This is a genomic window from Amycolatopsis sp. NPDC051045, assembly GCF_040682955.1.
In the GTDB taxonomy this organism is placed as follows: Bacteria; Actinomycetota; Actinomycetes; order Mycobacteriales; family Pseudonocardiaceae; genus Amycolatopsis.
In genome coordinates this window covers 43,650-58,137 of record NZ_JBFBCC010000006.1, presented here as the reverse complement: position 1 = coordinate 58,137, position 14,488 = coordinate 43,650, and the positions used below count along the sequence as shown (strand labels likewise).

The following is a 14,488-nucleotide window of genomic DNA, read 5'->3' as shown; positions in this document are numbered from 1 at the left end:
AACTGTCGGGGTCGTGTTCTAGCGTTGCGGTCGTGGAGTTCAGCGCAGACACCCAGGCCATCTACCTCCCCGCGGATCCCCCGCGGGACGGGGTGCTGGCCTTGTGGGGCGAGAACGTGGCCGGCGGGACCACGATCGAGCTCGTGCTGCCCCGGGGAGCCAAGTTCGCCCGGACGAAAGTCGATGCGGAGCTGATCCCCCTGGAGCGGGCGCTACCCCGGCTGCTGTCGGTGGGGGAGGAGGCCGGCCCGGCCCTCGCGGCGTGGTCGGCCGCGGTCAACGCCGGGGTGAACCTGGTCGCCCGGGGGCGGCTGCGGCCCGCCGTCTCCCCGGCCGGGGCGGCGGCCTGGCGGATCGGCCCGCTGGACGCCGCCGACGAGGAACTGCTGCGGGGCCTGGCCGGTGCCCTGCCGCCGGAGGCGTACGCGCTGCCGCTGACCGGGGTGAAACAGATCCGCCTGCACTCGCCGGACTCCCTGGTCCGCGCGCTCTGGGACGCGACCGCCGACCTGCTGGCGCGCAGCCCGGCAGCGACCGTCGGAGCCGGTGATCCCGCGTTCGCGGCGCGCGAGCCGGCGCTGCTCGGCCCGGACGGCGCCGCGTGGCTCGCGGAGCTGGAAGCCCGCGAACCGCGGGGGGTGCAGGTGCTCCTGCGGGTCGAGGGGCGGGGCGAAGATGCGTTCGCCGGGGTGCTGGCGGTGCGCAGCATGGCGGAGCCGAGCCTGGTGGTGGAGGCGGCGACGCTGTGGGACGCCCCGGACGCGGTGCTGAACCGGCTCGGCGACCAGGTCGAGACGCAGCTGCTGCTCGGCCTGCGCCGTGGTGCGCGGGCCTGGGCGCCGCTGAGCCGGGTGCTGGCGCAGCCCGCGCCCGCGGAACTGCCGCTGTCCGACGAGGAGGTCGTCGACCTGCTCACCGACGGCTCCCGGGAGCTCGGCGGCGCCGGGATCGAGGTGCTCTGGGCGAAGGGCCTGTTCGCCGGAGAGGTGAAGGCGAAGGCGAGCGCAACGCAGGCGCCGGCGAGCGTCACGGACGCGGAGTTCGCCCTGAAGACGCTGCTGGAGTTCCGCTGGCAGCTCAGCCTGGGCGGCGAGCAGCTGACGGAGGCCGAGGTCGCCGCACTCGCCGAGGCGAAGCGGCCCCTGGTCCGGCTGCGCGGCCAGTGGGTCCGCGTCGACCCGCAGCTGCTGGCCCGGGTCCGCGGCCGCACCCGCAAGCTCGACGCGGGCGAGGCACTGGCGGCAGCGTTGACGGGCGAGCTGGAACTGGACGGCGAGCGTGTCGAGTTCGCGGCGCCCCCGGTGCTGGGCGGGCTGGCCGAGCGGATCCGGGACCGGGCGGAGGCCTCGGCGGCCACGCCCCCGGGGCTGCACGCGACCTTGCGGCCGTACCAGCAGGCGGGGCTGGCCTGGCTGGCGACGATGACGGGGCTCGGGTTGGGTGCCTGCCTGGCCGACGACATGGGCCTGGGAAAGACGATTCAGCTGATCGCCCTGCACCTGCACCGGCGGGAACTGGCGAGGGCGGCCCACGCGCAGCCGGCCCCGGGGCATCCGGGCGCGTTGCCCGACGAGGCCACCCGACCGGCGGCTGGCTCGCCGCCGACCGCCGAGCCTGTGTCGGCGGGCGGCGAGCTTGCGGCTCCCGGTGGCGAGGTGTTGCCCGCCGACGGCCGGCTTCCCGTCGACGTCGTGCTTCCCGCGGACGTCGGGCTTCCCGTTGATGGCCGGGTTCCCGTCGACGTCGGGCTTCCCGTTGATGGCCGGGTTCCCGTCGACGTCGGGCTTCCCGCCGATGGCCGGGTTCCCGCCGCCGCCGCCGCCGGCGGCGAGCGGCTGTCGGCCGGTGCCGGGTTCTCGGGCGGCGGCGAGCTCCGGTCCGCCGACCCCGCACCGGCGGGCGCCGAGCTCCCACCCACCGGCGGCGGCCCCACCCTCGTCCTCTGCCCCACGTCCCTCCTCGGCAACTGGGAGCGCGAGTTCGCCCGCTTCGCGCCGGACATCCCCGTCCGCCGGTTCCACGGCGGCGGTCGCCACCTCGACGACCTGGCCCCCGACGAGGTCGTCCTGGCCACCTACGGCGTGCTGCGCCGCGACCGCGAGACACTGTCCGAAGTGGACTGGGGACTGATCGCCGCGGACGAGGCCCAGCACGTCAAGAACCCGTTGTCGGCCACGGCGAAGGAACTGCGCAAGATCCCCGCGCAAGCCAAGGTCGCCCTCACCGGTACCCCGGTGGAGAACCGGCTCACCGAGCTCTGGTCCATTGTGGACTGGACGACGCCCGGCCTGCTCGGCCCGCTCGACCGCTTCCGCCGCACGGTGGCGCGGCCGATCGAGCGCGACCGCGACAAGGCGGTCACCGAGCGGCTGGCCGCCACCGTCCGGCCGTTCCTGCTGCGGCGGCGCAAGTCCGATCCGGACATCGCCCCGGAGCTGCCGCGCAAGACCGAGACCGACCGGTTCGTCCCGCTCACCGCCGAGCAGACCACGCTGTACGAAGCCGTGGTGCGGGAAAACCTCGCGGAAATCCGGGAAACGCAGGGCATCAAGCGGCGCGGGCAGGTGCTGCAGCTGCTCACCGAGCTCAAGCAGATCTGCAACCACCCCGCGCAATTCCTGAAGGAACCGCAGGGCGCGCTCACCGGGCGCTCCGGCAAGCTCGCGGCGTTCGAGGAACTGCTGGACGTGATCCTCGACGAGGGCGAAAGCGTGCTGGTGTTCAGCCAGTACGTCCAGCTCTGCCGGCTGCTCGAGCGGCGCCTCAAATACCGGGGCCTGCCCACCGAGCTGCTCTCGGGCGGGAGCTCGCCGGCGAAGCGGCAGGACATGGTCGACCGGTTCCAGGCCGGCGAAATCCCGGTGTTCCTGCTCTCGCTCAAGGCGGGCGGGGTCGGGCTCAACCTGACCCGGGCCACCCACGTGATCCACTACGACCGCTGGTGGAACCCGGCGGTGGAGGACCAGGCCACCGACCGCGCGTACCGGATCGGGCAGGACCGGCCCGTCCAGGTGCACCGCCTGATCGCCGAAGGCACCCTCGAGGAGCGGATCGCGCAGGTGCTCGAGAAGAAGCGCGGGCTCGCCGAGTCGATCGTCGGGGCGGGGGAGGACTGGATCACCGAACTGTCGGACGATGCGCTCGCGGACCTGGTCCGGCTCGGGAGCGGGTGATGCCACCGAGGCGGAACTTCGGTACGACGTGGTGGGGCCGGGCCTGGGTCGAGGCGCTGGAACAGCGCGCGAAGCTCGACCCGAACCGGCTGCCCCGCGGGCGGACGTACGCGCGGAAGGGCACGGTCAGCGAACTGCACGTCGGTACCGGGGCGGTGAGCGCCCGGGTGCGCGGCAGCCGGCCGCAGCCGTACAAGGTGACGATCACCATGCGCACGTTCACCGACGGCGAGTGGGACACGCTGCTGGGCGTGGTCGGCACCCAGCTCGGCCACGCGGCGGCGCTGCTCGACGGCGAGCTGCCGGGCGCGCTGACCGAGCAGGCGCGCGAAGCGGGCGTCGACCTGCTGCCGGGGCCGGGCGACCTGCGGCCGCGGTGCTCGTGCCCGGACTCGGCGAACCCGTGCAAGCACGTCGCCGCGGTGTACTACCTGGTCGCCGACGAGGTGGACCGCGACCCGTTCACGCTGTTCCTGCTGCGCGGGCGCCCGCGAGCGGACGTGCTGGCCGAGCTCCGGGCCCGCCGGTCGCCGGCGCGCGCGGAGAAACCGAAGCTCCCGAAACCCGTGGACGAGGGCCTGACACCCCGGGCGGCCTACGCGCGGCGGCCGCGCCCGATCCCGGCCCTGCCGCCACCACCGCGGGTGCCGGGGCCCCCGGCGGTCCTGGACCTCGACCCGCCCCCGTCCACGGGCTGGACGGCGGCGGCCCTGTCCGTCCTGGCGGCGGACGCGGCTTCCCTGGCCCGCGACCTGCTGGTCGGCGGAGCGACGGCGGCGGAGCTGACGTTCGAGGAAGACCTCACCCGCCGAGCGGCCGGACGCGCCGGCGCGGAAGTCACCAAGCTGGCCACGGCGGCGGGAGTGTCCCCACGCGACCTGGCCCGCTGGGCGGAGGCGTGGCGCGAAGCAGGCCGCGGCGGCTTGGCAGCGCTGCGGGAGAGCTGGCAGCCCGGCCCGGGCCCGCTCTCGGAGGCCGAGTCGGTCCTGGCCGACGCGGGCCTGCCGGGGAGGCCCCGGATCTGGCGCAACCGCCTGACCCGGGGAGAGCTTCAGCTGCGCTACGGCCGCGACGCGCGCTGGTACCGCTTCGTGCGCGCTGGAACGGAGTGGCGCCTCGACGGGCCACCGTCGGCGAGCCCGCTGGACCTCGCCTACTGACCGCCGGAAACCGCCCGTCCAGGCCACCGCCAGCGGCCTACTGGTGCTCGGCCTTCCAGGCGTTGTACGTGTGGTCCAGGAACCGCGCCACCCCGCGCACCACGTGCGCGCTCCGCACCGACGTGAACACGTCGAACGCGTGCTGCGCCCCCGCCAGCTCCGCGTACGCCACCGGCTGCCGGGACTTTTCCCGGAGCCGCGAGACGAACTCGCGGGCCTCGCGCACCGGGACCAGCGAGTCATCCCGGCCGTGGAGCACGAAGAACGGCGGTGCGTCCGAACTGATCCGGTCCAGCGGGGACGCCGCGACGTAGTCGTCCAGGTGCTTCACCGGGTCCCGGTCGGGCGCGAACACCCGGCGGGCGATCAGGCTCTCCAGCCGGTACTTGCTCGCCGGGGCCCCGGAAGTCGCCGCGAAGTCGTACACGCCGTAGTGCGGCACGCACGCCTGGACGCTCGTGTCCGCGTCCTCGAACTCCGGTTGCAACGCCGGGTCGTTCTGCGACAACGCCAGCAACGCCGACAGGTGGCCGCCCGCCGAACCGCCCGTCACCGCCACGAACCGGGGGTCGCCGCCGTACGAGGCGATCTGCGAACGGATCCACGCCAGCGACCGCTTCGCCGCGATGATGTGCGCCGGCCAACGATGCACCGGGGACAGGGGGTAGTTGATCGCGACGCACACCCAGCCGCGGCGGGCCAGGTAGCGCATCAGCGGCCGGCCCTGCTCCTCCTTGTTGCCGATCACCCACGCGCCCCCGTGGACCTGCAGCAGCACCGGCGCACCCGAAACCGGCTCCGCGGGGCGGTAGACGTCCAGCAGGAACCGCTTGCCGCCCGGGGCGTACGCGATGTTGCGGTCGACCCGCACGTCCGGTGCGCCCATCCGGAACGGCAGCGCCAGCTCGCCCCACGGCAGGCCCAGATCGGACCGGCCCAGCTCTTCCGCGTAGTCCTCGCCCAACGCCGACGTCAGGGCCTTTTCGATCTCGTCGCGTGCGCCGTGCCCGGTCCGGATCAGCGCGGCCAGCCCGGCAGCAGACGCGGCCGCCATCGCCAGCCCCGCCTTGGTGGACCGGTCACCGGCGCCGTGGCGCGCGACGTGCACGGCCGCGTCGGCCGCCGTCAACGCCAGGAACTGCGGCGCCAGCTCGGCGGTCAGCCACCCGGCGAAGAACACCGGGATCGTCGTGGACCGCGCCCGCAGCGGGCGGAGCGCGTTGGCGGCCAGACCGAGCTGGACCGCACGGCGGATCAGGAAATTCGGCTGCACCACCGTGATGGTACCGGCGAGTAGGGTGACGCGCCGCTCACCAGGAGTGGCTTACCCTGGCGTCATGCAGCGATTGAGCGGCCTCGACGCGAGCTTCCTCTACCTCGAGACGCCGTCGCAGGTCCTGCACGTCTGCGGACTGCTCGTCCTCGACGGCTCGACCGTCCCCGGCGGCTACACCTTCGCGAAGCTCGAAGAAAAGCTGGAAGAGCGCGTCCGCATGATCCCGGCGTTCCGCCGCAAACTGCACAATCCGCTCTGGAACCTCAGCCATCCCGTGTGGATCGAGGACGAGGACTTCGACCTCGACCACCACGTGCACCGCATCGGTGTGCCGGCCCCCGGCGACCGCGCCGAGCTGGCCGGGCTGTGCGCGCACATCGCCGGAAAGCAGCTCGACCGCGCGCGCCCGCTGTGGCAGCTGTACGTCATCGAAGGCCTGGCCGACGGTCAGCTCGCCGTGCTGCTCAAGATGCACCACGCGAGCGTCGACGGGGTGAGCGGCGCCAGTCTGATCACCTACCTGGCCGGGCTCGAGCCCGACGGGCCGATGCCGGAGATCGAGGAGCGCGCGAACGCCGGGATGCCGTCGCCGCTGGACCTGCTCCGCTCCGGGGTCGAGAACGTCGTGAGACGCCCCGCCGAGGTCGCCCGGCTGCTGCCGGACCTGCTGGGGCTGGCGCCGCGGTGGCTCGGCCGGGCGTTGCGCGGCCAGGGGATGCCGGTCCCGTTCACCGCACCGAGGACGTCGCTGAACGGCACGATCACCGGGCATCGCAGCGTCGCCTTCGTCCAGCTCGACCTCGCCGAGATCAAGGAGGTCAAGAACGCCTTCGCGGTCACGGTGAACGACGTCGTGCTCGCGCTGGTCGCCGGCGCGCTGCGGGAGTTCCTGGCCGCGCGGGGCGAGCTGCCGGAGGACCCGCTGGTGGCGACCGTCCCGGTCTCGGTGCACGACCGGAGCGAACGCGACCACGGCAGCAACAAGGTTTCGGCGTTCTTCGCCTCCCTGCCGACGCACCTGGCCGACCCGGCCGCGCGGGTGTTCTTCCTCGCCGAGGCCAACCGGCGGTCGAAGGACCACCACCACGACATCGACGCCGACATGCTGCAGGACTGGGCGCAGTTCTCGGCCGCGACGGCGTTCGGGCTCGCTGTGCGGGCGTACTCGGCGCTGCGCCTGGCCGAGAAGCACCCGGTGGTGCACAACCTGGTCGTCTCCAACGTCGCCGGGCCGCCGATGCCGCTGTACCTGCTCGGTGCGCGGATCACCGGCTTCTACCCGCTCGGCCCGGTCTTCCACGGCGCCGGGCTGAACGTCACGGTGCTGTCCAACGCGGGCAAGGTGCACGTGGGCCTGCTCGGCGCGCGGGAACTGGTCGAGGACCTGTGGCCGCTGGCCGACGCGCTCCCGGACGCCCTTTCCGAGCTGCTGAAGGCCGCGCCTAGCGGGGGCTGAGCACGACGACCGGGATCTCCCGCTCGGTCCACGCCTGGTACTTCGCGAAGTCCGCGTACAGCTCGACCAGCCGCGGCCAGAGCTCGGCGCGTTCTTCCGGCCCGGCGACCCTCGCCGTGACCGGGACGCCGCGCCGGCCCTTGAGGTGGATGCGGGTTTCGGGGTGCGCCAGCAGGTTGCGGTACCACTGGGGGTGCCGGGGCAGGCCGCCTTGGGAGCCGACGATGACGACGTCCGCACCGGACCGCAGGTACAGCAGCGGGGTGGTGAACAGCCGCCCGGACTTGCGGCCGCGGTGTTCCAGCAGCAGCGTCGGCACCGGCTTGCGGAACCCCGCCCCGATCCGCCACGTGCTGCCGACGCGGCCGCCGGTCAGCCGGAAGACCGCCACCTGCGCCTTCGCCGCGTACTTCATGACCTTCGCCGTCACCGGCGAGTCCAGGCCGCCGGGCTTCTGCTCGGGCAGGCTGAAGCGTCCCATCAGGAAGTTCCTTCCTCGGCGGGAGTGGGCGCCATGCCGTGCCTCCGCAGGGGTTGCCGTGCCGTCCGGTTCCGGTTAAGACTAGAACATGTTTCAGTATTGCGTCGAGCCGGAGGTCGGGCGTGGACTTCACCCTTGACGACACGCAGAGCGAAATCGCCGCTCTCACGGCGAAAGTGCTCGGTGCCGGCGATGACCCGTGGCGCGCCCTCGCCGGAGCGGGCCTGCTGGCGCTCGCGCTGCCGCCGGACCTGGAGGGCGACGGCTTGGGCGTCGCCGAGGTCGCGCAGGTCCTGACCGAGGTCGGCCGGGCCGCCGCGCCGGTTCCCGCCTACGCCGTGCTGGCCCTGGGTGTCCTGCCGGTCGAGACGCTCGGCACGCCCGCACAGCGCGCGCACCTCCTGCCGCCGGTCGCGGCCGGGGAGGCGCTGCTCACCGCGGCCCTGCACGAGCAATCCGCGCCGCTGACCGCCGCACCCGCCGCGACCGCCCGGGCCGCCGACGGCAGGTGGCTGCTCGACGGCGTGAAGACGGCGGTCCCGTACGCCGCCGAAGCCACCCGGATCCTGACGCCGGTGTCCACTCCGCACGGCACCGCGGTGTTCCTGGTCGACCCGCACGCCGACGGTGTCACGCTCGTCCCGGCCCCCACCTCCTCCGGGACGCCGGAATGCACCGTGCGGCTGGACGGCGTCGCCGTCGAGGAGGCCGACGGCCTGGCCGGCCGGGACGCCGTCGCGGTCCTGCGCCGGTTCGCGCTGGCCGGCGCCCTGGCGCTGGGGGACGGGCTCCTGGCCGGCGCGCTCGCGCTGACGGTGAAGCACGTGGGCGAGCGCACCCAGTTCGGCCGGCCGCTGGCGGCGTTCCAGGCGGTGGCGGGGCAGATCGCCGACGTCTACGTGGCCGCGCGGACCGTGCACCTCGCCGTGACGTCCGCGGTGTGGCGGCTGGCTTCCGGGCTCGACGCGGACGCCGAACTGGACGTCGCCGCCTACTGGTTCGCCTCGCGGGCACCGGAAGCGCTGGCGACCTGCCACCACCTGCACGGCGGCGTCGGCGTCGACGAAACCTACCCGCTGCACCGGTATTCGTCGGCGGTCAAGGATCTCGGCCGGGCGCTCGGCGGCGCCGCGCACCGGCTCGGCAGGCTGGGCGAACGAGTGGCTGGGCGAACGAGTGGCGGGGTGAGCGGATGCACGTCGAACTGACCGCGGCGCAACAGGAACTGCGCGCCGAGCTGCGCGCGTACTTCGCCGGGCTGATCAGCCCCGAAGAACGCCGGGCCATGCGGCGCGAGCGGCACGGGCCGGTGTTCCGCGAAATCGTCCGCCGGATGGGCCGCGACGGCCGGCTCGGCGTCGGCTGGCCTGCCGAATACGGCGGTCAGGGGTTCGGCGGGATCGAACAGCACCTGTTCGTCGACGAGGCCGCGCGCGCCGACGTCCAGCTGCCGTCGGTGACGCTGCAGACCGTCGGGCCGACACTGCAGGAATTCGGCACCGACGAGCAGAAGTCCTTCTTCCTGCCCCGGATCCTGGCGGGCGAGATCCATTTCGCCATCGGGTACACCGAACCGGAAGCGGGCACCGACCTCGCGTCGCTGCGGACGACGGCGGTCCGCGACGGCGACGAGTACGTCGTCAACGGCCAGAAGACCTTCACCACCGGCGGGCACGACGCCGACTACATCTGGCTGGCCGTGCGGACGGCGCCGGACGCGCCCAAGCACAAGGGCATCTCGATCCTCATCGTCGACACGAGCGACCCCGGCTACTCGTGGACGCCGATCATCACCTGCGACGGTGCCCACCACGTCAACGCAACGTACTATTCGGACGTTCGCGTTCCGGTGAACCGCTTGGTGGGCCAGGAAAACGCGGGCTGGCGGCTGATCACCACGCAGCTCAACCACGAGCGCGTCATGCTCGGCCCCGCCGGGCGCATCGGCGGGCTGTACGACCGCGTGCGCGCCTGGGCCGCCGCGCACGGCCTGCTGGATCTCGCCGACGTGCGGGCGGTGCTCGCCGAGGCGCTGGCCGTGACGCGGGTGAACGAGCTGCTGAACTGGCAGGTCGCGGTGTCTTCGGCGAGCGCGCCGGTGGGCGTCGCGGACGCGTCGGCGACCAAGGTGTTCAGCTCGGAGGCCATCCAGCGGATCGGCCGGAACCTGGAAGAGCTCGTCGCGCGCCACGGTGACCCGGCCGATCCGGACACCGCCGAGCTGGCCGCATGGCTGGACGTCTCGGCGAAGCGCAACATCGTGCTGACGTTCGGCGGCGGGGTCAGCGAAATCCAACGGGAGCTGATCGCGTCGATCGGCCTGGGCCTGCCGAGGGTGCCGCGATGAACATCCGGGAAGCCGCCGAAGAGATCGCCGTCCGGGGGAAGTCCTCGCCGCGTCCGGCGCGCGACCCCGTCAACCAGGCGATGATCAACAACTGGGTGGAGGCGATCGGCGACGCCAATCCGGCGTACACCGATCCGGAGTACGCCGCGTCGAGCGTCCACCGGGGATTGGTCGCGCCGCCCGCGATGGCGCAGGTGTGGACGATGAACGGCCTGCACGGCACCCGGGCGGACGACGACCCGCTCGGCGCGATGATGGCCGTGCTCGACGAGGCCGGCTTCACGTCCGTGGTGGCCACGAACTCCGAGCAGACCTACCACCGGTACCTGCGGCCGGGGGAGCACGTCGCCGCGACGACCGAGCTGGAGAGCGTCATCGGCCCGAAGAAGACCGCGCTGGGCGAAGGCTGGTTCGTCACGACGCGGACGACCTGGTCCGTCGGGGCCGAAGCCGTGGCGGAGATGGTGTTCCGGGTGCTGAAGTTCCGCCCGCCCGCGCCGAAGCCGCCGCCGGCGCCGGTGCTCCGGCCGGTGATCAGCCGGGACACCGAGTTCTTCTGGGAAGGCCTGAAGGAAGGCGAGCTGCGGATCCAGCGCTGGGGCGAGACCCTGCGCCATCCGCCCGGGCCGATGCCGCCGGACGGTTCGCTGGACACGAAGCCGGACTACGTCGTGGCGAGCGGCCGCGGGACGGTGTACTCCTACGTCGTGCACCACCACCCGCCCGTGCCCGGCAAGGAGCTCCCGTTCGTCGTGGCCCTGGTGGAGCTGGAGGAGGGGGTCCGGGTGATGGCCGAACTCCTGGACGCCGCGCCGGAGGAGGTCCACATCGGACTCCCCGTGCTGGCCGCGTTCGTCCGGGTCGACGACGACTTGACCCTCCCCGCGTGGAAGGTGGCGCGATGACCGTCCCCGAAGGCACCGAACTGCCGCCGCTGACGATCGAGGCGACGCCGACGTTCGTGGTCAGCACGGCGCTGGCCACCCGCGACTTCCAGGACGTGCACCACGACCGCGACGCGGCCGTCGAGCGCGGCTCGAAGGACATCTTCCTCAACATCCTCACCGACACGGGCCTGGTCCAGCGGTTCGTTTCGGAGTGGGCCGGCCCCGAGGCGCTGATCCGGTCGATCAAGATCCGGCTCGGAGTGCCCTGCTACGCCTACGACACCCTGACGTTCAGCGGTCGCGTCGTCTCGGCCGACGGCAACGACGTCGTCGTGTCGGTGTCCGGGGTGGACTCGCTCGGCGAGCACGTCGCCGGGACCGTTGAGGTGACGTTGCCGTGACACTTTCGGGTCAGGCGGCCATCGCCGGGATCGGCGCGACGGAGTTCTCGAAGGATTCGGGGCGCAGCGAGCTGCGGCTGGCGGCGGAATGCATCTCCCACGCCTTGGCGGACGCCGGGCTGAAGCCGTCCGATGTGGACGGTTTGGTGTCGTTCACCATGGACGGCAACGCCGAAATCGCGGTGGCCCGGGAATTGGGGATCCCCGAACTGAAATTCTTCAGCCGCATCCACTACGGCGGTGGCGCCGCGGCGGCGACCGTGCAGCAGGCCGCGATGGCGGTGGCGACCGGCGTCGCGGACGTCGTCGTCGCCTACCGGGCGTTCAACGAACGGTCCGGGCACCGCTTCGGGCAGGTGTCGTCCGCGGCGGCCGGGCAGGTCAACTCGTCCGGGGTGGACAACGCGTTCCACTACCCGATGGGCATCGCGACCCCGGCGGCGACGGTCGCCATGGTGGCACAGCGTTATTTGCACGACTACGGCGCGACGAGCGAGGACTTCGGGCGCGTCGCGGTGGTCGGCCGCAAGCACGCGGCCACCAACCCGAACGCGTGGTTCCACGGGCGGCCGATCACCCTCGAGGAGCACCAGGCGTCGCGCTGGGTGGCCGAGCCGCTGCACCTGCTCGACTGCTGCCAGGAAAGCGACGGCGGGGTCGCGCTGGTCGTCACCAGCCTGGCGCGGGCGCGCGACCTGGCCCACCCACCGGCGGTGATCGCGGCGGCGGCGCAGGGCAGCGGGCCGGACCAGTACGTGATGACCAGCTACTACCGCGACGACCTGGCGGCGCTGCCGGAGATGGGGGTCGTGGGACGGCAGCTGTGGGACCGGTCCGGCCTCGGACCGTCCGATGTGGACGTCGCGGTGCTCTACGACCACTTCACGCCGTACGTGCTGATGCAGCTGGAGGAACTGGGCTTCTGCGGGCGCGGCGAGGCGAAGGACTTCATCGCCGGCGGGGCGCTGGAACTCGACGGCGCGTTGCCGCTCAACCCGCACGGCGGCCAGCTCGGCGAGGCGTACATCCACGGCATGAACGGCATCGCGGAGGGCGTCCGCCAGGTCCGCGGCACCGCGGTCAACCAGGTCGCGGGGGCGGCCCGGGTGCTGGTCACCGCGGGCACCGGGGTGCCGACGAGCGGGCTCATCCTGACGGGTGAGGCCGCATCACCTCATTGACGGCTGGTGCGCGACCGGCGTGGATGTCACGGTGGAGACACCATCCACGACGGAGAGTGAGGCCGCTGCGCGATGCTGGTCGACTGGGCGCTCACCGCGGTGTTCGCGGCGCTGGCGCTGCCGTGCGTGCTGCGGCTCGCCCGCCTCGACTACGCGCGGCTGGGACCCGCGGTCCGCCACGGCGACCTGGCCGAGCTGCTGCTGGTGGTCGCGATGGTGGCGATGCTGTCACCGGTCGGCGGCCCGATCCCGGCGGCGGGCTGGCAGGCGGTGCTGGCGCTGACGGCGGGCTGGTTCGCGGTGGCCTGGTGGCGGCGCGGGCCGGGCTGCGCGCACCACGCGCTCGCGGCGGCGGCGATGTTCTACATGGTCACGGCGATGCCGCACGGCGGCGTGGACCACGGGCCGTGGCTGACGATGTCCACCATGGATTCACGGTTGGCGTTGCCACTGGTCGCGGTCGCGGCCGCGGGGTACTTCGTGGTGGACGCGGCGTGGACCGGGGTGGTCGCGGTCCGCGGGTCGGCGGTGACCGCGGCCCGCCCCGGGCACGCTTCTCGCGCGGTGTGCCGCGCAGTCATGGGCGCGGGAATGGGGTACCTGCTGCTGGCCTCGGCCCTGTGACCCCGTCACCTCCGCCGCCCCTCCCGCAAGTGCGTGCCCGAGACGTACTTGACCGCGCTGGACGCGCTGGGGATCCGGCCGGGTGAGCCGTTGCTGATCCACGGCGGCACCTCCTCGGTGAGTGAGCCCTCAGCCGGTGACGCGGCGGACCTCGCCCGGGGCGAGGAGCGAAGCCCCTGGGAGCGAAGCCGTCGGCAGGGAAGCCGCCGGGTGGTCCGCCGTCCACTGGGTCGCCGCCGCGATGTCGTTCTTCAGTGCCGTGATCAGGTCCTCCGCCGAGGAGTACTTCTGCTGCTCCCGCAGGTGCGCTCCCAGCCACACCACCAGCGTCTCGCCGTACAGGTCGCCGCTGAAGTCCAGGAGGTGGGCCTCCAGCAGCCGGTACCCGTCCGCGCCGTAGTACGTGGGCCGCCGGCCGACCGAGATCGCCGCCGGGAGGTGCGTTCCGTCGGACCTGCGGACCCAGCCGGCCCACACTCCGTCGCCGACCGAGCCGGACTGGTCACTCAGCGCGATGTTCGCCGTGGGGAAGCCGAGCTCCCGGCCGCGCTGGTCACCTGATTCGACCGTGCCCCGCACCACGAAGTATTCCGGCATCGTCTTCCGTCCTCCCGAGGTCTCCCCACCACGGTAGCGGGCGGCCGCCGGCCCGATCAGATCGTGGACACCAGCACCGTGTCCGCCAGCACCGGCGCGTCGTCCCGCTCGGCCGCCGACGTCGTCACCAGCAGCCGGCCGTCCTCGCGCCAGACCCGGATCCGGAGCGTCTCGCCGGGGAACACCACCCCGGCGAACTTCGTCGCGAACGACGCCACCCGGGACGGGTCGCCGTCCAAGAACTCGTTCACCAGCACCCGCGCCACGATCCCGTACGTGCACAGCCCGTGCAGGATCGGCCGCTCGAACCCGGCCGCCCGGGCGAACGCCGGGTCCGCGTGCAGCGGGTTCCGGTCGCCGCACAGCCGGTACAGCAGTGCCTGCTGCGGCAGCGTCGGCGTCTCCACGACGAAGTCCGGCGCGCGCGACGGCCAGTCGATCCGGTCCGAAGGCCCGCGGGAACCGCCGAAACCGCCTTCGCCGCGGGCGAAGATGCTCGACCGGGCCGTCCACAACGGACTCCCGTCGGAGGAGGTGACGGCGACCTCCTGGACGACCACGGCCGCCTTCCCCTTGTCGAAGACGTCGGCGATCCGCGACCGCGCCACCGCCTTCCCCGAGGTGGGGATCGGGCGGTGCAGGGTGATCTCCTGCTTGCCGTGCAGCACCTTCGCCAGGTCGATCTCCACCCCGGGGAACGACACCGCCGGCGGGTCGAACACACGCAGGTTCGCCGCCACCGTCGCGAACGTCGGCAGCACCACCAGGTCCTGCTCGTAGGTGTACCGCAGCTCGTCCGGCCCCGCGCCGAGCGCCAGGTGGTAGAGCAGCACGTCCGACGACGTCCAGGCGAAGCTCACCTCGCCGATCTCGGCGCCGATGGCGACCGCGGGGTCGATGGGCAC

13 protein-coding genes are annotated in these 14,488 nt (G+C 73.1%); 9 read left to right on the top strand and 4 right to left on the bottom strand.

Going from position 1 to position 14,488, the window contains the following annotated elements; all coding sequences use genetic code 11:
• Positions 1 to 32 precede the first annotated feature (32 nt).
• Both AB0M80_RS16655 and AB0M80_RS16650 read left to right on the top strand, forming a co-directional pair.
• On the top strand, positions 33 to 3,173 hold the full coding sequence (locus AB0M80_RS16655) for an SNF2-related protein (protein WP_364564929.1): 3,141 nt from the start codon (positions 33 to 35) through the stop codon (positions 3,171 to 3,173).
• Positions 3,173 to 4,333, top strand: a complete 1,161-nt coding sequence (locus AB0M80_RS16650) for an SWIM zinc finger family protein (RefSeq protein ID WP_364564926.1) — start codon at positions 3,173 to 3,175, stop codon at positions 4,331 to 4,333. Before AB0M80_RS16655 ends, AB0M80_RS16650 begins: the two co-directional genes overlap by 1 nt.
• A gap of 37 nt (positions 4,334 to 4,370) precedes the next feature.
• On the opposite strand, the gene AB0M80_RS16645 is transcribed toward AB0M80_RS16650, so the two are convergent.
• A complete protein-coding gene (locus AB0M80_RS16645) occupies positions 4,371 to 5,606 on the bottom strand; it encodes an alpha/beta hydrolase (protein WP_364564924.1) in 1,236 nt (411 codons plus the stop codon).
• Between the two features lie 64 nt (positions 5,607 to 5,670).
• Between AB0M80_RS16645 and AB0M80_RS16640 the strand changes: the two genes are divergently transcribed.
• Positions 5,671 to 7,065 (top strand): wax ester/triacylglycerol synthase family O-acyltransferase, encoded by a 1,395-nt coding sequence (locus AB0M80_RS16640; protein ID WP_364564921.1) that lies wholly within the window; start codon positions 5,671 to 5,673, stop codon positions 7,063 to 7,065.
• Here the strand turns inward: AB0M80_RS16640 and AB0M80_RS16635 are convergent.
• Positions 7,052 to 7,546, bottom strand: a complete 495-nt coding sequence (locus tag AB0M80_RS16635) for a nitroreductase family deazaflavin-dependent oxidoreductase (protein ID WP_364564919.1) — start codon at positions 7,544 to 7,546, stop codon at positions 7,052 to 7,054. The two genes, AB0M80_RS16640 and AB0M80_RS16635, sit on opposite strands and share 14 nt — an antisense overlap.
• Positions 7,547 to 7,668: 122 nt before the next feature.
• Here AB0M80_RS16635 and AB0M80_RS16630 point away from each other — a divergent pair, with 122 nt between their 5' ends.
• The 6 genes from AB0M80_RS16630 (at position 7,669) to AB0M80_RS16605 (ending at position 12,986) form a co-directional block, all read left to right on the top strand.
• On the top strand, positions 7,669 to 8,754 hold the full coding sequence (locus AB0M80_RS16630; RefSeq protein ID WP_364564917.1) for an acyl-CoA dehydrogenase family protein: 1,086 nt from the start codon (positions 7,669 to 7,671) through the stop codon (positions 8,752 to 8,754).
• The gene (locus AB0M80_RS16625) at positions 8,739 to 9,893 is read left to right on the top strand and encodes an acyl-CoA dehydrogenase family protein (protein WP_364564914.1); all 1,155 of its coding nucleotides are present in this window, start codon (positions 8,739 to 8,741) and stop codon (positions 9,891 to 9,893) included. Before AB0M80_RS16630 ends, AB0M80_RS16625 begins: the two co-directional genes overlap by 16 nt.
• Positions 9,890 to 10,798 (top strand): OB-fold domain-containing protein, encoded by a 909-nt coding sequence (locus AB0M80_RS16620; protein WP_364564912.1) that lies wholly within the window; start codon positions 9,890 to 9,892, stop codon positions 10,796 to 10,798. Before AB0M80_RS16625 ends, AB0M80_RS16620 begins: the two co-directional genes overlap by 4 nt.
• Positions 10,795 to 11,181, top strand: coding sequence for a MaoC family dehydratase (locus AB0M80_RS16615; RefSeq protein WP_364564909.1), 387 nt, complete (start codon positions 10,795 to 10,797; stop codon positions 11,179 to 11,181). The genes AB0M80_RS16620 and AB0M80_RS16615 overlap by 4 nt, the downstream gene beginning before the upstream one ends.
• Positions 11,178 to 12,362 (top strand): lipid-transfer protein, encoded by a 1,185-nt coding sequence (locus AB0M80_RS16610; RefSeq protein WP_364564907.1) that lies wholly within the window; start codon positions 11,178 to 11,180, stop codon positions 12,360 to 12,362. Before AB0M80_RS16615 ends, AB0M80_RS16610 begins: the two co-directional genes overlap by 4 nt.
• Positions 12,363 to 12,434: 72 nt before the next feature.
• Positions 12,435 to 12,986 carry a DUF5134 domain-containing protein gene (locus AB0M80_RS16605; RefSeq protein WP_364564905.1) on the top strand — a complete coding sequence of 184 codons (552 nt, stop codon included), beginning with the start codon at positions 12,435 to 12,437 and terminating at the stop codon, positions 12,984 to 12,986.
• A gap of 129 nt (positions 12,987 to 13,115) precedes the next feature.
• Here AB0M80_RS16605 and AB0M80_RS16600 read toward each other — a convergent pair whose 3' ends face one another.
• On the bottom strand, positions 13,116 to 13,583 hold the full coding sequence (locus AB0M80_RS16600) for a riboflavin kinase (RefSeq protein WP_364564903.1): 468 nt from the start codon (positions 13,581 to 13,583) through the stop codon (positions 13,116 to 13,118).
• A 56-nt stretch (positions 13,584 to 13,639) separates the two neighbouring features.
• Positions 13,640 to 14,488, bottom strand: coding sequence for a MaoC/PaaZ C-terminal domain-containing protein (locus AB0M80_RS16595; RefSeq protein ID WP_364564900.1), 849 nt, complete (start codon positions 14,486 to 14,488; stop codon positions 13,640 to 13,642).